The 18,021-nt window shown below is 73.5% G+C and carries 13 protein-coding genes; 7 read left to right on the top strand and 6 right to left on the bottom strand.

Annotated elements, in window-relative coordinates:
- Positions 1–63: 63 nt before the first annotated feature.
- The 5 genes from sucB (at position 64) to Cco03nite_RS00465 (ending at position 6,588) form a co-directional block, all read left to right on the top strand.
- Positions 64–1,809: a 2-oxoglutarate dehydrogenase, E2 component, dihydrolipoamide succinyltransferase gene (sucB, locus tag Cco03nite_RS00485; protein ID WP_203687874.1), complete on the top strand. Its 1,746-nt coding sequence runs from the start codon at positions 64–66 to the stop codon at positions 1,807–1,809.
- Between the two features lie 114 nt (positions 1,810–1,923).
- The gene (locus Cco03nite_RS00480) at positions 1,924–2,568 is read left to right on the top strand and encodes an ABC transporter ATP-binding protein (RefSeq protein WP_203687873.1); all 645 of its coding nucleotides are present in this window, start codon (positions 1,924–1,926) and stop codon (positions 2,566–2,568) included.
- 112 nt (positions 2,569–2,680) lie between these two features.
- Positions 2,681–4,252 carry a DUF6297 family protein gene (locus Cco03nite_RS00475; RefSeq protein WP_203687872.1) on the top strand — a complete coding sequence of 524 codons (1,572 nt, stop codon included), beginning with the start codon at positions 2,681–2,683 and terminating at the stop codon, positions 4,250–4,252.
- A 209-nt stretch (positions 4,253–4,461) separates the two neighbouring features.
- A complete protein-coding gene (locus tag Cco03nite_RS00470) occupies positions 4,462–5,667 on the top strand; it encodes a M48 family metalloprotease (RefSeq protein WP_203687871.1) in 1,206 nt (401 codons plus the stop codon).
- 30 nt (positions 5,668–5,697) lie between these two features.
- Complete coding sequence (locus tag Cco03nite_RS00465; protein ID WP_203687870.1) at positions 5,698–6,588, top strand: TIGR01777 family oxidoreductase; 891 nt, start codon at positions 5,698–5,700, stop codon at positions 6,586–6,588.
- Between the two features lie 130 nt (positions 6,589–6,718).
- Here Cco03nite_RS00465 and Cco03nite_RS42135 read toward each other — a convergent pair whose 3' ends face one another.
- The 4 genes from Cco03nite_RS42135 to Cco03nite_RS00435 all read right to left on the bottom strand — a co-directional run bounded on the left by Cco03nite_RS42135 (position 6,719) and on the right by Cco03nite_RS00435 (position 11,058).
- The gene (locus Cco03nite_RS42135; protein ID WP_239167007.1) at positions 6,719–8,395 is read right to left on the bottom strand and encodes an extracellular catalytic domain type 1 short-chain-length polyhydroxyalkanoate depolymerase; all 1,677 of its coding nucleotides are present in this window, start codon (positions 8,393–8,395) and stop codon (positions 6,719–6,721) included.
- Positions 8,396–8,538: 143 nt separating this feature from the next.
- On the bottom strand, positions 8,539–9,543 hold the full coding sequence (locus Cco03nite_RS00445; RefSeq protein WP_203687869.1) for an LLM class flavin-dependent oxidoreductase: 1,005 nt from the start codon (positions 9,541–9,543) through the stop codon (positions 8,539–8,541).
- A 109-nt stretch (positions 9,544–9,652) separates the two neighbouring features.
- The gene (locus tag Cco03nite_RS00440) at positions 9,653–10,048 is read right to left on the bottom strand and encodes an SCO5389 family protein (RefSeq protein ID WP_203687868.1); all 396 of its coding nucleotides are present in this window, start codon (positions 10,046–10,048) and stop codon (positions 9,653–9,655) included.
- Between the two features lie 32 nt (positions 10,049–10,080).
- Positions 10,081–11,058, bottom strand: coding sequence for an ATP-binding protein (locus tag Cco03nite_RS00435; protein ID WP_203687867.1), 978 nt, complete (start codon positions 11,056–11,058; stop codon positions 10,081–10,083).
- Positions 11,059–11,369: 311 nt separating this feature from the next.
- Between Cco03nite_RS00435 and Cco03nite_RS00430 the strand changes: the two genes are divergently transcribed.
- Positions 11,370–13,196 carry a DUF6541 family protein gene (locus tag Cco03nite_RS00430; RefSeq protein ID WP_203688037.1) on the top strand — a complete coding sequence of 609 codons (1,827 nt, stop codon included), beginning with the start codon at positions 11,370–11,372 and terminating at the stop codon, positions 13,194–13,196.
- A 129-nt stretch (positions 13,197–13,325) separates the two neighbouring features.
- Here the strand turns inward: Cco03nite_RS00430 and Cco03nite_RS00425 are convergent, their stop codons facing one another.
- Together Cco03nite_RS00425 and Cco03nite_RS00420 are read right to left on the bottom strand one after the other, a co-directional pair.
- Positions 13,326–14,705, bottom strand: a complete 1,380-nt coding sequence (locus Cco03nite_RS00425; protein ID WP_203687866.1) for a hypothetical protein — start codon at positions 14,703–14,705, stop codon at positions 13,326–13,328.
- 117 nt (positions 14,706–14,822) lie between these two features.
- Entirely contained in the window at positions 14,823–17,150 is a 2,328-nt protein-coding gene (locus Cco03nite_RS00420) for an MMPL family transporter (protein WP_203687865.1), read from the bottom strand.
- Between the two features lie 183 nt (positions 17,151–17,333).
- Here Cco03nite_RS00420 and lipB point away from each other — a divergent pair, with 183 nt between their 5' ends.
- Complete coding sequence (lipB, locus tag Cco03nite_RS00415; RefSeq protein ID WP_203687864.1) at positions 17,334–17,996, top strand: lipoyl(octanoyl) transferase LipB; 663 nt, start codon at positions 17,334–17,336, stop codon at positions 17,994–17,996.
- Positions 17,997–18,021: the final 25 nt, after the last annotated feature.

The following is an 18,021-nucleotide window of genomic DNA, read 5'->3' as shown; positions in this document are numbered from 1 at the left end:
CGAATAAGCTCACCTCGTCCTTTTATCACTGCGGATCTGCACTTAACTGAGGAGTCTGAAGCAATGCCGGTATCGGTAACCATGCCGCGGCTCGGCGAGAGTGTCACCGAGGGCACCGTCACCCGGTGGCTCAAGCAGGAGGGTGACCGGGTCGAGGTCGACGAGCCGCTGCTCGAGGTCTCCACCGACAAGGTCGACACGGAGATCCCGTCGCCGGCGGCCGGCATTCTCAGCAAGATCATCGTCGGTGAGGACGAGACCGCTGAGGTAGGCGCCGAGCTCGCCATCATCGGCGACGGCAGCGAGAGCCCGGCCGCTCCGGCCCCGGCCGCCGCACCCGCCGCCGAGGCGCCCACCCCGGCCGCCCCGGTTCAGGAGGCGGCACCGGCACCGGCGCCGGCTCCCGCCGCCGCTCCGGCTCCGGCCGCGGCTCCCGCCGGGGACGCCACCCCGGTGAAGATGCCCGCGCTCGGCGAGAGCGTCACCGAGGGCACCGTCACCCGCTGGCTCAAGCAGGTCGGCGACACGATCGAGGTCGACGAGCCGCTGCTCGAGGTCTCCACGGACAAGGTCGACACGGAGATCCCGTCCCCGGTCGCCGGCACCCTGCTGGAGATCACGGTGCCCGAGGACGAGACCGCCGCCGTCGGCGCGCAGCTCGCCCTCATCGGCGCCGCCGGTGCCGCTCCGGCGGCCGCCGCTCCGGCCGCACCGGCGCCCGCGCCGGCCGCCCCCGCGGCTCCCGCCCCGGCCCCGGCCCCGGCCGCCGCACCGGCTCCGGCCGCACCGGCCGCCGCTGCTCCCGCCCCGGCCGCTCCGGCTCCCGCGGTGGCTCCGGCGCAGGCGGCTCCGGCCGCCGAGGCGGTCAACGGCGCGGACGGCTACGTCACGCCGCTGGTGCGCAAGCTCGCCGCCGAGCACGGCGTGGACCTGGGCAAGGTCACCGGCACCGGTGTCGGCGGCCGTATCCGCAAGCAGGACGTGCTGGACGCGGCGGAGAAGGCCAAGGCTCCGGCCGCCGCGCCCGCCGCTGCCGCCCCCGTCGCGGCTGCCGCGGCTCCGGCCGCCAAGGCCGCGCCGAGCCCGCTGCGGGGCCGCACCGAGAAGCTGTCGCGGCTGCGTACCACCATCGCCAAGCGCATGGTGGAGTCGCTGCAGGTCTCGGCGCAGCTCACCACCGTGGTCGAGGTCGACGTCACCAAGATCGCCAAGCTGCGTGAGCAGGCCAAGGCCGACTTCCTCGCCAAGAACGGTGTGAAGCTGTCCTTCCTGCCGTTCTTCGCGCTGGCGGCGGTCGAGGCGCTGCGGGTGCACCCGAACGTGAACGCGTCGATGGACCTGGAGGCCGGCACGGTCACCTACCACGACGCCGAGCACCTGGGCATGGCCGTGGACACCGACAAGGGCCTCATCGTCCCGGTGATCCGCAACGCCGGCGACCTCAACCTGGCGGGCCTGGCCCGCCGGATCGCCGACGTGGCCGAGCGCACCCGCTCCAACAAGATCCTGCCGGACGAGCTGTCGGGCGGCACCTTCACGCTGACCAACACCGGCAGCCGGGGCGCCCTGTTCGACACGCCGATCATCAACCAGCCGCAGGTCGCCATCCTCGGCACCGGCGCGGTCGTCAAGCGCGCCGTGGTCGTCGACGACCCGAGCCTGGGCGAGCTGATCGTGCCGCGGTACATGGTCTACCTGGCCCTGTCCTACGACCACCGCCTGGTCGACGGCTCCGACGCCGCGCGTTTCCTGGGCACGGTCAAGGAGCGCCTGGAGACGGGCAACTTCGAGGGCGAACTGGGTCTGTGAGCCCGGTCCGGGTCGGCGATCCGGGCTGAGAAGCAGTGAAGGGCGGTCGGCGCGAGCCGACCGCCCTTTCGCTTGCGAGGGATACGTGCTGGACGGCGTCGCTACTGTGGCGGAATGCCCGCCGTCGTCACCCGTGACCTGTCGGTCGAGCTCGGTGGCGGCACCGTGCTGGACCGCGTGAACCTCACCGCCGGCACCGGCCAGATCGTGGCCGTGCAGGGGGTGAACGGCTGCGGCAAGTCCACCCTGCTGCGCTGCCTCAGCGGGCTGCTGCGCCCCGGCGGCGGCGAGGTGGAGGTGCTGGGCACGGCCCCGTCCGCCGATCCCGCGTTCTGGCGGGAGGTCGGCCTGCTGGCCGAGGAGCCCGCCTGGTATCCCGGCCTGTCCGTACGCGAGCACCTCGAACTGGTCGCGCTGACCCACGGCGGGGCCGCGCCGGTGGACCGCACCCTCGACGAGTTCGAGCTGACCTCCCGCGCCGGCGCGAGCCCGCTGACGCTGTCGTCGGGGCAGCGCCAGCGGCTGGCGCTCGCCACGACGATGGCCCGTCCCAGCCGCCTGCTGCTGCTCGACGAGCCCGAGCAGAAGCTCGACGCCGGGTTCCGCGACCGCCTGGCCGCGATGATCCGGGCGTACGCCGACGCCGGTGGCACGGTCGTACTGGCCACTCATGACGCGGCCCTGGTCACCGCCATGAACGCGACCAGCCTGCGCATGCGCGACGGCCGGCTCGCCGAGCCGGGCCCGGTGGCCCGATGACCGCTGTTCTCCGGCAGCGCGCACATCCCGTGGGACAGCACCGCCGCCACCGGCCCGCGGCTGCCCCACCCGGGCCGCACCTGACCGCCGCCCGGCCCGGCTCCGTGGTCGCATGACCGCCCCCAGCGTGCCTCCGCCCAGGGTCGACGGCGCCACCGGCGCCCCTGCCACCGGTCCTGCCACCGCCCGCGCCGCACGGGCGATGCTCCGCTCCCCTGCCCGGCGGTCCGCCGATCCACACTGGTCAGACCGATACCTGCCGTTCGCGGGGGTCGGCGTCGGCGGGGCACTGCTGTTCGGCCCGTTCCAGCGCCTGCTGAGCGACCTGTCGACGCCGCTCCCGCCCGCCCCGCCGGTGACCGCCCTGGTCGGCCTCGCGCTGGCGGTGGCGGCGCTGGCGGCGCTGACGCAGGTCGCCGCAGTGGCAGGCCCGGTGCTGCTCACCCCCGCGGACGCGCGCTGGCTGCTGATGTCGCCACTGGACCGTCGCGCGGTGCTCACCCCTGCCGTGCTGCGCGCCGCCGTGACCGCGGTGGTCGTCGGCGTGGTGCTCGGCGGTGGGACGCTGTCGCTGCTCGGCATCCCCGATCACGGGGCGCTGCGGCTGGCCGCGGCCGTCGTGTCCGGCGGCTCGTACGCGCTGACCGGCGTCGGCCTGGCCGCGCTGGCGCAGCGCTCCGAGCGGGCCGCGCCGTGGCTGCGCCGGATCGCGAGCGGTGCGGCGGTGCTCGCCCTGCTCACCGGCGCGACGGTGGCCGCGGCGGGTGGCGCGGTGCGCCCGCTGCCCACCGTTCCGCTGCCCGCCGCGCTCGCCGCGGCCGCGGCTGGTCTGCTCTGCGCGCTGGTGACGGCGGTCGCGGTGTGGCGCGGCCTCGTGACGTTCCCGGCGCGGCCGGTGCTGGACGCGGCGGCCCGGCTGAGCGCCGCGGGCGATGCGGTCGTCGCGCTGGAGCCGTCGTTCCTGTCCCGCGTGGCGGAGAACGCGTACTGGCGCGAGCGCCGGCCGCCGTCCCGGCCGTGGCCTGCCTGGCCGGGCCCGCTGGTGCTGGCCTGGCTGGACTGGCGCGGCCTGCGCCGACGTCCGGCCCGGCTCGCCGCGCTCGCACTGAGCACGCTGGTGCCCGTCCTGCTGGCCACCGTGTGGCCGGACCGCCCGCTGCTGTTCGCCGCCGCCGTGCTGGTCCTCGGTCTCGCCGCGGCGAGCGCCGGTGCGGGCGGCGTACGCCGCGAGACCGGCAGCCCCGCCCTGCGCCGCCTGTTCGGCGTCGCCGGACTGCCCACCGACGCGGCCCGGCTGGTCCTGCCCGCGCTGCTCGCCGGTGCCTGGCTCACCGGCGCGCTGGCCCTGCTGGAGCCGGCCGGGGCGCTGCCGGGCACAGGCTGGGCATGGCTCGGCCCGGCCGCGGCCGGGGTGCCGGCGGTCGCCGCGCTGCGGATGGCCCGGCGCGGCCACATCGACCACGCGTCCGCGCCCGTGGTGATGCCGATGACCGGTTCCCGGATCCCGCTCGGCTGGCTCACCTGGACCCTGTCCGGGCTGGACGTGGCCGTGCCGGGCCTGCTCCCCCTGCTGCTGGCCCTGTCCGACCCGACCGCCGCGCCCGGCCCGGCAACCGCCGCGCAGGCGGCGCTGTCGGCACTCGTGCTCGCCGGATACCTGTGGCGACGCCACCGCCGCCCCTGACCGCCGGCCCGCGAGCGGCCAGAGCCGAGCGCCCCACCACCGTCGATCATGAAGTTATGCCGGTGACACGCCGTCGAACCGTGCCATAAGTTCATGATCAACTAGGGTGGGGGGCGGCGGGATCGGTGGGGGCGGGGCAGAATGCGGCGGTGTCGAGGAGATCGGGTCTGGTGCCGGGTGCGGGCTGCGGGGCGTGTGGGCAGCCGCTGGTGTCCGAGCGGGATGCGCTGCCGTGGTGCGAGTCGTGTGAGTGGAACCTCGACGCGTACGACCGACGTCGCCGCGGCCCGGGGTCGCGGTGGATCGACCGGCTCACGTTCCGCTGGGCGCTGCGCCGGTCCACGCGCGACTTCGCCGCCTGGGCGCGGGACGGGGTGCAGCGTCCGCGCCGGGCGACCTGGCTGGCGTTGCAGGCGGTGTCGGCCGTCCTGCTGGCGGGCTGGGCGCTGCTGCTGTTCACCGGCGTCCGGCTGGTGTTCACCGAGGTCAACGGCTGGCTGATCATCGGCGTGCTCTGCCTGGTGCTGGCGTACGGGCTGCGACCGCGCTTCGGCCGGCTCGACGACGAGCTGCCGGTGGCCACCCGGGAGCGTTTCCCGGCCCTGCACGAGCTGATCGACCGGGTCGCCGCGGCGGTGGGCACCGCGCCGCCGGACGTCGTCGCGCTGACCTACGACATGAACGCGGGCACCGCCGAGATCGGGCTGTTCCGGCGTCGCCGGGTCATGCTGCTCGGCCTGCCGATGTGGGCGGTGCTGCCGGCGCAGCAGCGGGTGGCGCTGCTCGGCCACGAGATGGGCCACTTCGTCAACGGCGACCAGCGGCGGGCGTACCTGGTGGCGCCGGCGATGACGCTGGTGGCCCGGCTGATCGAGGTGCTGCGGCCGTCGTACGCCTCGATGGCTCTGGCCGGTCCCGGCGGCCTGGCCGTCCGGGTCTTCACCGGCGCGCTCGGCTGGGTGGTGGGGCTGCTGGAGTTCGCCATGCACGTCGCCGCGGCGCGGGGCGGCCACCAGGCGGAGTATCTCGCCGACCGGATCTCCGCCCGGGTGGCGGGCGACGTGGCCGCGCGGGACCTTGCCGACGGCATGGTGGTGCTGCACGAGGTGCTGGAGCCGCTGGGCCGCTCGGCCCGGATGGGCGCGGGCCCGGCGGTGTGGCTGTCCGGCGCCGAGCACGTACGGGAGCAGGCCGCGCCCCGGCGCACCCGGCTGCGCCAGCTGTCGGTGCGCGAGGAGGCGTCGCTGTTCGCCTCGCACCCGCCGAGCGGTCTGCGCGCCCGCCTGCTGGAGGCGCACCAGGCCGAACCGCCCCGGGCCGCGCTGGTCGAGCTGACCGCCGAGCAGAACGCCCGCATCGACGGGGAACTGGCGAACCGCTTCGAGGAACTGCGCCAGGCGGTGTCGGCACGCTGAGCGCGCGCCGCGATCGGGCATGATTGTCGTATGCGGATCGTGGTGGCGGGAGCTTCCGGCTTCCTGGGCCAGCCCCTGGTGTCGACCCTGCGCTCAACGGGTCACGAGGTCGTCCAGCTCGTACGCCGTCCCGCGGCGGACGCCTCGGAGCGGCAGTGGGACCCGGCCGAGCCGATCCGGCTGCCCGAGGGCACCGACGCGGTGGTGAACCTGTGCGGGGTCGGCGTCAGCGACCGCCGCTGGACCGAGGACTACCAGGCGCTGATCCTGTCCAGCCGGGTCGTGCCGACCGCGACGCTGTCCCGCGCGGTCGCCGCGCAGCGGGTCCCGATCCTGGTCAACGCCTCCGGGGTGGGCTACTACGGCGACACCGGCGACCGCGAGGTGACCGAGCTGTCCCCCGCCGGGGACGACTTCCTGGCCGGTGTCTCCAAACACTGGGAGCAGGCGACCGCGCCCGCAGCGGCGGCGGGGGCCCGGGTGTCGCTGCTGCGCACCGGCTACCCGCTGCACCGCGACGGCGGCTTCCTCAAGGCGCAGCTGGTGCCGTTCAAGATGGGCATCGGCGGCCGGCTGGGCAACGGGCGGCAGTGGGTGCCGTGGATCTCGCTGTTCGACTGGCTGGCCGCGACGCAGTTCATCCTGGACAGCGACCAGGTCGAGGGGCCGGTGAACATGGTCGGGCCGGCGCCGGTCACCAACGCGCAGTTCACCAAGGCGTTCGGGGCGGAGCTGCACCGGCCCACGGTGATGCCGATCCCGAAGGCCGCGCTGAAGATCCTCTACGGGGAGTTCGGCAACGAGGCGTACCGCAGCCTGCGGGCCATGCCGGGGGCGCTGACGGCGGCCGGCTTCCCGTTCCGCCACCGCACCGTCACCCAGGCCCTCCACGCCGCCCTCACCGACCCCATCCCGGCGTAGCCGGGCCCCGTCGTTCAATCGACGTTGGCCTATCACATCGAATCCGGAGCACGGATTTTCGATGAGATAGGCCAACGTCGATGACAGGCGTACCGGGTGCGCGCCCCGGCCGGCGGGTCGGTTCAGGGGGTCAGCACTGGCCGTCGGCGATGACGTAGTAGTTGGGGGCGGTCTGCTTGAGGGTGTGGGTGTAGAAGGTGTTGTAGAGGCCCATGTTCTGGTTCGAGCCGTTGGCGTACGTGTACCCGAGCGAGTGGTACGCCCGCCCCGCCGCGACCTGGGCGTAGTTGCTGGCGGTGAAGCAGGCTGCCGTCGCGGCCGTGGTCGCCGGCACGGCCGCCGACTGCGCTCCCTCGACCCCGGACGAGTTCACCGCGCTGACCGTGTAGCTGTACGTGGTGGACGCGGCCAGTCCCGTGTTCGTGTACGACGTCCCGCCGACCGGGGACGACGTGACCTTCACGCCGCCGCGGTACACGTGGTAGCCGGTCGCGCCGGAGACCGCCGTCCAGGACAGCGCGACGCTGGTGTCGGTGACCGCGGTGACGGCCAGCCCGGTCGGGGCGGCGGGGCCGGGCGGCGCGGTGGCCGCGGTCGTCGCCGAGACCGCGCCGGACGCGGGCCCCTCGCCCGCCGCGTTCACGGCGCGCACGGTGTAGCTGTAGGTGGTGGACGCGGTCAGGCCGCCGTCGGTGTACGACGTCCCGGTCACCGGCGACGCCGTGACCTTCGTGCCGCCCCGGTACACGTGGTAGCCGGTCGCGCCGGAGACCGCCGTCCAGGACAGCGTGACGCTGACGTTCGTGGTGCCGGTGACGGCCAGGCCGGTGGGCGCGCCCGGCGGCGTGCTCACGGTGCTGTCGAGGCCGAAGTACACGGCGTCGCGGTACGCCGAGCAGATGGTGTCCAGGAAGTACGACGTCGCGGTGCCGCACTGGTCGGTGCCGCTGCCCGGGTCGACCGGGGTGCCGTGGCCCATGCCCGCGATCTTGTAGAGCCGCACCACGTCACTGCCGTACGTCTCCAGCGTCGTGCCCGCGGGCAGGCTCGTCGTGCCGGTCGGGGTCTGCGCGACGCCGTGCACGTTGGTCCACTGGGTCATCAGCTCGGTGCCGTTGGCGGGCACCACCGTGGAGTCCGACTGCCCCTGCCAGATCGCGACCCTCGGCCACGGGCCGGTGTAGCCGCTGTACGCGTTGCGGACCAGGTTGCCCCACTGCTGCGGGGTCTTGCTCTGAGCGGCGGACTGGCAGGCGGTGCCGCAGTTGTACGGGATACCCGCGACGACCGAGCCGGCCTTGAACACGTCCGGGTAGGTCGCGAGCATCACCGCGCTCATCGCGCCGCCCGCGGACAGGCCGGACACGTAGACGCGGCTCGCGTCCGCGCCGAGGTTGGCGACCGCGTGGTCGACCATCTGCTTGACCGACAGGGCTTCGCCCTGCCCGCGTGCGATGTCCCCGGCCTGGAACCAGTTGAAGCAGCTCAGCGAGTTGTTGGCGGACTTCTGCTCGGCCACGATCAGGCCGAAGCCCCACAGGTCGGCGTACTTGCGCCAGCCCGAGTTGGTGAAGTAGCCGGAGGCGTTCTGGGTGCAGCCGTGCAGCAGCACCACCACGGGGCGGCCCGCGGGCAGGTTGTCGGGGCGGTAGCTGTACATGGCGAGGTTGCCGGGGTTGCTGCCGAACGAGCTGACCTGGGTCAGCGTCGCGGCCTGGGCGGGGGCGGCCGCGACGGCCACCCCGGCGAGTCCGGTCAGGACGGCGAGCGCCGCGCGGAGCAACCGCGGGGCGGAGGGTCTGGGCATGGCGGGCTCCTCGATAGTGATCCGTGTCACTCCCCTGTGGAGCCGCACGCTACGGTCTGCCGCAACACTCCCGACATGTCCACGAAACACACATTGCCCCGCCCCGTTATGGCGTCACCGCGCACCGACCCGGCCCGGTCCGTTCAGGAGCCGGTGAGGGCAGGGCCCAGCGGTGCTCGTTCGAGCCGCCACGCGGACGGCAGGGCGGCCAGGGTCGCGATGAGGTCCGAGGTCGCCTCGGGCGAGCCGGCCGCCTCGACCATGCACAGCTGACGGCGTACCCCCGTGGTTTCGGCACTGTGGGCCAACGCAGCCGCGACCTCCCCCGGCGGGCCGACCGGTTGGCTGCGCAGCAGGTTCTCGACGTGGGCGGTCAGGTCGCGGGCGGGCGGCGCGCCGCCGACCGGGACCGCCGCGCGGATGCCCGCGAGCCAGCGTGGGAGGTTGGCGCGCAGCTCGCGCTCGCCGTCGGCCCGGGTCGGGCAGGGGTACGCCAGCCGCACCCGCGCGTGGTCCGCGGCGGCCGGGTCGTGCCCGTGCGCGGAGGCCGCCTGCGCCCACCGGTCCACCAGCACCGTGACCTCGGCGTCGTCGGCGTGCACGCCGAGCAGCAGCGGCAGGCCGTGCCGCCCGGCCAGGTCCGCGGTCTCGGCCGAGGTCACCGCGACCCGCACCGGCACGGGTGTCGCGGGCCGCGGCACCACGGTCAGCGGCCCGAAGCGGTGGAACTCGCCACGGGCCTGCGCCTCGGGAGCACCGGACAACCAGCGCAGCAGCACGTCGAGGGACTCGGCGAAGCCGCGGCGGTAGTGGTCGAGGCCGCGCCCGAGGATCTCGATCTCCTGCCAGGGGCCGCCGCGTGCCACGCCGAGCTGGAACCGGTCCCCGGCCAGCGCGTGCAGCAGGGCCGCCTCCTCGCCGAGCGCGACGGGATGCCGGGAGCCCAGCACGCAGGCGGCGGTGCCGACGGTGATGCGCCGGGTGCCGGCCAGCAGGTGCCCGGCGAGCACGGTCGCCGACGGGCACTGCCCGTACTCGACGAAGTGGTGCTCGGCCAGCCATACCCCGCGCATACCGGCCTGCTCGGCGGCGCGCGCGTGGGCCACCGCCACGGCCGGGCCGAAGGCGCTGGTCAGAAAGATGTCCACGGTCGCTCCCGTCATTGGATCGAATCAGCCCAGCTCACAGGGGCTCACGCATTAGGAAGGGCACCTTCTTTAACGCGGAGCGTTAAGAAGGTGCCCTTCCTTCCCTCACTCAGCAGTCGCGGAGTTCGGGGGACTGGTTGCGGAGCTGGGCTACCGGGGAGATGAAGTCCTGGTAGGTCTCGCCGCCGACGGCGGCGAGGGAGAAGGCGGCGACGCGGTGGCAGTTCTGGAAGGCGAGCTTGATGCCGAAGTGGCGCTCCAGGCCACCCCGGATCGCGTCGCTGGCCAGGGCGCGCAGCAGCTCGCCGCGCTCGGCCTCGCTCGGCGGCGGCGTGCCGTGCTCGCCGAACTCCGCGCCGGGCTCGTCGGCCAGACGCTGGGCGGCGGCGCTGACCACCGTCCAGGCGTACGGCAGCGACTGGCGCACGCAGTCGACGAACTCGGCGTCGTCGACCTGCCCGGCCTCGGCCCGCTCCAGCAGCGCCACGGGGACGTCCAGGGACATGGTGTTCTCCTTCTGTGGGGACGGCGGGGCCGTCAGTGGTGTCGTGCCAGCTCGAGCCGCTGCGGCCCGAGCACGAACGCGGGGTCGACCTGAGCGGCGAGGTCCTCGCCGCTGCGGGCGTTGCCCCAGGCCTGCGCGTTGCGCAGGTGGAACTCGACGGCCTGCGCGGTGTAGCGCGGCCAGTCCTTACCAACACCATCCACAGTGGACCCGATCCTGTCCAGTGCGGCGCGGTTGGCGGCCTCCAGCTCGTTGATCGGCTGCGGAGCGCCGCGCTCGGCGGCGCGCACGAATCGAGACCTGCTGATCCAGGTGAGCAGGTCGTCGCCGACGTGCTCGCGCAGGAAGGCCACGTCCGACTCGTCGTCGATCTTGTTGCCGATCACGTGCACCCGCACCCCGAAGTCGCGGGCGTAGCCGATGTACTGCCGGTACACGCCCACGCTGCGCAGGGTCGGCTCGCACACCAGGAAGGTGGCGTCGAACCGGGTGAACAGGCCGGAGGCGAAGCTGTCCGCGCCGGCGGTCATGTCCACCACCACGTACTCCCCCGGCCCGTCGACCAGGTGGTTGAGCAGCAACTCGACCGCGCCGACCTTGGAGTGGTAGCAGGCCACGCCCAGGTCCTCGGTGGCGAACGGCCCGGTCACGGCAAGCCGCACCCCGCCGACCGGGCGCACCAGCGCGTCGTAGATCGGGTTGCTCCCGCCCACCCGGAGCAGCCGGGAGCCCTCCCCCGGCGGGGTGGTCTTGACCATGGCGGCCGCCGAGGAGATCCGCGGGTTGTCGCCGCGCAGGTAGTCCTTGATCTTGTCCAGGTGATCACCGAGCGACGGCAGCAGGACGGCCTCGTCCTCGCTGAGCCCGAGCGCCGTCGCCAGGTGCTGATTGATGTCCGCGTCGATGGCCAGCAGGGCCGCGGGCGTAGTCGCCGCCGCCAGATGCCTGGCCACCAGCGCCGCAAGGGTGGTCTTACCGCTACCGCCCTTGCCGACGAATGCCATCTTCATACTGCTATTGATAGTCATTTTCAATAGGCGGGTCAATCACCCCGCGTATCCCGCGCGTGTCGCCCCGTGACCGCCGTCCAGTCCGTCCGCCGGACGTGCCCTTGATCGTCCGACTTGCCGGGCATATGTTCGTATCTTGAAGCGCCATTCGCCCTGGTGCCTGGCAAGTCGAGCGATCTTGGACCGGGGCGGGCGCGGGGCGGTGTGACGCCGTCCGGCGGCCGGTGGAGCGGGGCGGACGCGCTGATAAACTGCGCCGAGTGTCGATCGCCTCGCCTGCCGCCCCGCTGAGCCCTGCCGACGACCAGGTCGTGGACACGCCGGAGCAGGCGGAGGGCGCCGTGCGGACCCGCCGCCGCCGCGCCGACCTGCTGGTCGCGGCCACCGCCCTGGTCCTGGCGGTATGGGTCACCGGCGCGCTCTGGTCCGACCCCGCGCACCGCGCCAGCGGTGTCAACTCCGGTGACCAGGCGTTCTTCGAGTGGCTGCTGTCGTACGGCGCGTACGCGCTCACCCACGGCGCCGACCCGCTCTTCACCCACCTGCTCAACGTCCCGGACGGGGTGAACCTGGCGGTCAACACCTCGATCTCGGTGTACGCGTTCGCCTTCGCCCCGCTGACCATCCTGGCCGGCCCGGCGCTGACCTTCCTGGTCATCCTCACCCTGAACCTGGCCGGCACCGCCTACGCCTGGTACTGGCTGTTCTCCCGGCACCTGGGCGCGAACCGGATCGGCGCGGCCGTCGGCGGCCTGTTCTGCGGTTTCGCCCCGGCGATGATCTCCCACGCGAACGCCCACCTGAACTGGACCGCGCAGTGGGTGATCCCACTGATCATCGCGCGCTGCCTGCTGCTGGTGCGCCGGGACAGGCCCGTGCGCGACGGCGCGCTGCTGGGCCTGCTCATCGCGGTCTGCTTCTCCATCGCCGCCGAGGCGCTGTTCTTCACCGCGCTGGCGCTGGGCGTGTTCACGCTGGTCTGGGTGCTGTTCCGGCGTGACGAGGTGAAGGCGCTGCTGCGCCCGGTGCTGATCGGGCTGGGCAGCGGCGCGCTCGTCGCGGGCGCGCTGCTGGCGTACCCGCTGTGGCTGCACTTCGCCGGGCCGCAGCGCTACCACGGCACCGGCTTCGACCCGCGCATCCACAACGAGGACCTCGCCGCGTACGCCGCCTGGCCGGAGCGCTCGCTGGCCGGCGCGGTCGGCCTCAACACCGACCTGGCCGCGAACCCGACCGAGGAGAACTCGTTCTTCGGCCTGCCGCTGCTACTGCTCGTGATCATCGGGCTGGTGGTGCTGTGGCGGCGCACCGACCGGGCGCACCGGGCCAACCTGCTCGGCCTCGGCGTCACCGCGGGCGTGTTCCTCGTGCTCTCGCTCGGCCCCGAGCTGCGCTGGCTGGGTCAGCTGACCGGCATCCCGATGCCCGAGGCGCTGATCGGCGGGCTGCCGGTGTTCAACGCGGCGCTGCCGTCCCGGCTCGCGCTGATCGTCGCGCCCGTCTTCGGGCTGGTCCTGGCCTGGCTGGCCACCGCGCTGAGCCGCACCGACGGCGGCAGCATGAAGGTGTCCCTGCCCGGCCCGCGCTGGGCCTGGGTCGCCGGGCTCACCGTCGCGCTGCTGCCGCTGGTCCCCACCCCGCTGCTGGCCCGCGAGCGCGCCCCCGTGCCGGACTTCTTCGCCTCCGGCCAGTGGCGCGAGTACGTCGCCGACGGCGGCACCGTGGTCCCCGTGCCGATCACCAACGACCTGCTGCCCGACGGCCAGCGCTGGCAGGCCGCCGCCCTGGCCGACGCGGCAGGCGCGGGCGAGGGCGTGTTCCGCCTGCCCGCGGGCTTCTTCCTCGGCCCCGGCGGCCCGAACGGCACCGGTCGCATCGGCCCGATCCCCCGCCCGACCCAGACGCTGCTGGAGACGGTCGCCAAGACCGGCGCGGCCCCCGCGGTCACCGACGCCGACCGGGCCGCGCTGCGCGAGGACCTGCGCTACTGGAACGCGAGCATCGTGGTGCTCGGCGACGACGTGCACGGCGCCCACTGGCCCACCTACCAGCCCGCCCTGAAGTCCGTGATGACCGACCTCCTCGGCCCGCCCCAGCGCGTCGCCGACGTCTGGCTCTGGAAGGTCCCCACGGCCTGACGCGGGCCCGCGCCCATGATCGTCCGACTTGCCTGGCACCCGTGCGTATCTTGAAGCGCCATTCGCCCAAGTGCCTGGCAAGTCGAATGATCATGGTGTGGCACCGCACCGCGCCACACCAAGCGCGGGCTACCAGCGCCAGGCGGTACGGGCCAGACGCGGGTTGAGGTGGTCGCGCCAGGCGGTGGTGAGCTGGCCGCCGATCCGGCGCACCAGGGGTGTGCCGAGCCAGCCGAGCACGACCGCGCTGTAGGCGGCGCTGATCCACTGCCCGCCGGTCAGGTGGGCGAACTGCCAGGACACCAGCGGGTACCACAGCGAGCTGTACTCGGGTGAGTGCCAGCACAGGGCCTCGACCGACTGCGGGGTGCCGAAGCAGGCGGCGGGCCACAGCTCGTGCCAGAACAGGCTGTTCAGGCCGATCCAGACCGAGAGCACCAGGACGGCCAGCGTGACCAGGTTCGCGCCGAGCCCGGCCTGGCGGTGGCCCAGGCGCAGGGCGAGCGCCAGCGCGGCGGGCAGGATGCCGGCGAGGAAGAAGCGCGGCCCCCAGGACATCCCGGCGTACCAGGCCCACCAGGGGGCGTACACCAGCACCAGGCCGCCGACGAAGATCAGCCAGAGCCGCTGGATCCGGGCCAGGTCGATGCCGGTCGGGCCCAGGTCGGCCAGCGCGCGGCGGGTCGGCAGGAACATGCCGGGCAGGTACCAGACGAGGCCGCGGCCGAACGAGAACAGGATCGCCAGCACGCCGAAGAAGACGGGGTACGAGAACCCGGGCCGCCCGGAGAACGGCATGACGTCCCTCGCGCCGCGGTCCCCGGCGTACCCGCCCTTGCGGGCCAGGATCTCCACCAGCACCAGCGCCGCGGCGACCGCCACCGGGACCAGCAGCCGCAGCCGCCGGTGCCGCCAGGTCTCGGCGAGGCTCACCAGCCCGAGCCCGGCCACCGTCGCCGGGGTGTTGACCGCGCCGAGCACCGCCGCCGCCCAGCCCCAGCCGCGCCGCCGCCCACGGACCACGACGACGATGCCGACCATGACGCCCATCATGGTGAAGGTCTCGCTGCCGTAGTGGCCGACGTCCGGCGCGAGCATGCTCGCCGCGATCGTGATCAGCATGAACCGGCGGATCAGCGCGCCGGGGACCAGCCCGCGCAGCAGCAGCCCGAGCGCGGCCAGCCCGGCGGTGAAGACGACCAGGTTGAAGTACCTGATCCCGGCCTCGGGCGTGGCCACGGCCCGGCCCAGCAGCCACAGCGGGGCGGAGAACAGCGGGCCGACGATGGAGTACTCGCTGTTGTTCAGGCGGCCCTCGCCGAGCAGCAGGCTCAGGCTGGCGAGCCGGTCCTGGCCGTCGGCGACGACCGCGACCTGCTGGCCCCAGACCAGGCGGGCCAGCCCGGCCACGATGAGCAGCGTCTCCACGACCGACGTCCAGGGTGGACGCCGCCGCGCGGGCGGCTCGGACAGGTTCTCGGCGGCGGGTGCCATGGTGGTCAGCGACACGGCGTCACCTTACGCACCGCCTCCCGCCGTCACCTGCCCCCGCCGGTGCCGAAACGCGGAAGCGCACCTCCGGCCGACGATCGGCCGAAGGTGCGCTTCACCCCCACCCCGGGGCTGTTACGGCAGGTGAACGCCCTTCTCGGGGCTGCCGGCGCGCCAGAGCCGGCCCGGCCACCAGACGAACCGGCCGATGTCGACCGTCAGCGCCGGCACCAGCAGCGAGCGCACGAGCAGCGTGTCCAGCAGGACGCCGAAGGCCACCGCGAACGCGATCTCGACCACGAAGACCAGCGGCAGCACCGCGAGCGCCGCGAACGTCGCCGCGAGCACCACACCCGCGGAGGTGATGACACCGCCGGTCACCGCCAGGCCCTTCAGCGTGCCTGGTGTGTGGCCGAGCTTGGCGGCCTCCTCGCGCACCCGGGTCATCAGGAAGATGTTGTAGTCGACGCCCAGCGCCACCAGGAACACGAACGCGAACAGCGGGTACGACGAGTCGGCTCCGGGGAAGCCCAGCAGGTCCTTGAACACGACCCCGGAGATGCCCAGCGTGGCCAGGTAGGACAGCACCACCGTCGCGATGAGCAGCAGCGGCGCGATCAGCGAGCGCAGCAGCACCATCAGGATCAGGAAGATGACGCCCAGCACCAGCGGGATGATCACGTTGCGGTCGCGCTGCGACGTGTGCTGCACGTCGTAGTTGATCGCGCTGAACCCGCCGACCTTCGCGTCCGCGCCGTCGATCGCATGCACGGCGGCCCGCAGCCGCTCGACCGTCGCCAGCGCGGCCGGTGAGTCGGCCGGGTCGGTGAGCGTCGCGTCGATCCGCGCCATGCCGTCGACGACCTTCGGCTCCGGCAGCGGCGGCACCGCGACCGGCGCCGGCGTGCCCTGCCCGGTGCCCGTCGCCCCGCTCGCGGGCGTCTCCCCGGCCGCCGGAGTCTGGCCCGGTGCGGGGGTCTGGCCCGGTGCCGGGGTCTGGCCCGGTGCCGGGGTCTGGCCGTCGCCGGACGGCGGCAGCACCGGCATGGCGGGCATCCCGGTGAACGGGGCCGCCTCGGCCACGCCCTTGGTCTGGCGTACCGCGAGCAGCACCTGGTCGAGCTTCTCGGCCCGGGTCACGATCTCGGCAGGGTTGCCGGTGCCGCCCGGGAAGTGGGCGGTGGTCAGCTCCTGCGCGGAGACCGAGTCGGGGTGGCCGGTGAAGCCCTCGGACTGCGGGATGCCGTCGGCGTCCAGCCTGGTCAGGCCCGCGACGCCGGCCAGCAGCAGCACCGCGGTGCCGATCCAGACCAGCCGGGCCCGGCGGCCGACCAGCGCGGACACCTTCGCCCAGAGGCCCTTCTCCTCGACCGGCGCGGAGCCGAACTTCGGCCGCACCGGCCAGAACGCCACCCGGCCGAGCAGGGCCAGGACGGCCGGCAGCAGGGTCAGCGAGACGGCGAGGCTGCTGGCGATGCCGATCGCGCCGACGGGGCCGAGGCCCTTGTTGGAGGCGAGGTCGGACACGAGCAGGCAGAGCAGGCCCAGGATGACGGTCGCGCCGCTGGCCAGGATCGGTTCGAACGAGGCGCGCAGCGCGACCCGCATCGCGTCGTACCGGCTCTCGGTGTGCCGCAGCTCCTCGCGGAACCGGGAGACCAGCAGCATCGCGTAGTCGGTGGCCGCGCCGAGCACCAGCACGTCGAGGATGGCCTGGCTCTGCCCGGAGACCGTGATGATCTCCTCCTTGGCCAGCAGGTAGACCACGCCGTTGGCGAGCGCGAACGCCAGGCCCGCGCCGAAGAGCACGACCACGGGCAGGATCGGGCTGCGGTACACGATCAGCAGGATGACGCCGATGATGCCGACGGTGACGCCGAGCAGCAGGCCGTCGATGGAGCCGAAGACCTCCATCATGTCGGTCAGGATGCCGCCCAGGCCGCCGACGTGGGCGTTCAGCCCGTCGGGCAGGCCGGTGTGCTCGCGGATCCAGGTCACGTCGGCCATGTTCTTCTGCGCGTCGGTCTCCGTGAACAGCACGGTGACCTGGGCCGCCTTGCCGTCGTCGGAGTAGCGCGGCAGCATCGGCACGTCGGCCAGCCGGCTGCCCAGCTCCCGCTTGATGCTGGCGAGCTGCTCGGTGATGGCCGTCTTGTCGGCCTCGGTGAGCCCGCTGTCGCGGCCGTAGACGAGCTGCGCGGGCACCACGTCGAGCCCGGCGAACTTCTTGCTCAGGTCGAGCACGACGGTCGCCTCGGCGCTCGCCGGCAGGAAGGAGGCGTTGTCGTTCTTCTGCACGTCGGCCGTCTTGCTCGCGAAGCCGCCCATGGCCCCGCCCAGCACCAGCCAGACCACGAGCCCGAGCGCCGGCAGCAGCCAGCGCCGCCGCCCCGGCCGCGGCGGGGCGGCCGCCTCCTGCTCCGGTGCGGCCCGGAGCTCCTTCTTCTCCCGCGTCGCCGTCATCGCGAGGCGTCCTTTCCCTACGTGCGGAGCATGGTTGGCACTGCGTGACACTATTCGTGAAAGTTTTCACAAGCGTGTTCGCGCACACCCTAACCGGTCGCGAGCCGGGCACGCATTCACGGGTACGGGTGACGCCGAGCACCTTCCCTGGCCAGGCGCGCGGGCGCGAGTAGCCTGAGCGACGTGACCAGCATCGTCTCGCCGGCACTCGCGGTACGCCGCGCCGGCACCGTCGAGTATCTGACCGCCTGGGACGAGCAGCGCCGCCTGCACGCGGGCGTCGTCGCGGGCACCGAGCCGGACACCGTGCTGCTGCTGGAGCACCCCAGCGTGTACACCGCCGGCAAGCTCACCGAGCCCTGGGAGCGGCCGTTCGACGGCACCCCGGTGGTGGACGTGGACCGCGGCGGCAAGATCACCTGGCACGGCCCGGGGCAGCTCGTCGGCTACCCGATCATCAAGCTGCCGAAGCAGCGTGGCGGGCTCGCCGACGTGGTCGCGCACGTGCGGCGTACCGAGCAGATGCTCATCGACGTCTGCGCCGAGCTGGGTGTCGCCACCACCCGGATCAAGGGCAACAACCGCTCCGGCGTATGGGTGCGCGAGGACGAGCGCGGCCCGGACCGCAAGGTCGCCGCGATCGGCATCCGGGTCGCCCGCGACGTCTCACTCCACGGCTTCGCGCTCAACTGCAACCCCGACATGACCTGGTTCGACCGGATCGTGCCCTGCGGCATCACCGACGCCTCGGTCACCTCCCTGTCCGCCGAACTCGGCCGCGAGGTCACCATCGACGAGGTCCTCCCCATCGTCGAACGCCACCTCCCCAAACTCCTCGCCACCTGACCGCGAGCGAAGGAAGGGCACCTTC

The sequence above is a fragment of the Catellatospora coxensis genome, assembly GCF_016862635.1.
Lineage (GTDB): Bacteria > Actinomycetota > Actinomycetes > Mycobacteriales > Micromonosporaceae > Catellatospora > Catellatospora coxensis.
This window is presented reverse-complemented; position numbering and strand designations above follow the sequence as displayed.

Coding starts and splice junctions, on each gene's coding strand:
- sucB (WP_203687874.1), top strand. CDS start 64: ATGCCGGTATCGGTAACCATGCCGCGGCTCGGCGAGAGTGTCACCGAG.
- Cco03nite_RS00480 (WP_203687873.1), top strand. CDS start 1,924: ATGCCCGCCGTCGTCACCCGTGACCTGTCGGTCGAGCTCGGTGGCGGC.
- Cco03nite_RS00475 (WP_203687872.1), top strand. CDS start 2,681: ATGACCGCCCCCAGCGTGCCTCCGCCCAGGGTCGACGGCGCCACCGGC.
- Cco03nite_RS00465 (WP_203687870.1), top strand. CDS start 5,698: ATGCGGATCGTGGTGGCGGGAGCTTCCGGCTTCCTGGGCCAGCCCCTG.
- Cco03nite_RS42135 (WP_239167007.1), bottom strand. CDS start 8,395: ATGCCCAGACCCTCCGCCCCGCGGTTGCTCCGCGCGGCGCTCGCCGTC.
- Cco03nite_RS00440 (WP_203687868.1), bottom strand. CDS start 10,048: ATGTCCCTGGACGTCCCCGTGGCGCTGCTGGAGCGGGCCGAGGCCGGG.
- Cco03nite_RS00435 (WP_203687867.1), bottom strand. CDS start 11,058: ATGAAGATGGCATTCGTCGGCAAGGGCGGTAGCGGTAAGACCACCCTT.
- Cco03nite_RS00420 (WP_203687865.1), bottom strand. CDS start 17,150: ATGACGGCGACGCGGGAGAAGAAGGAGCTCCGGGCCGCACCGGAGCAG.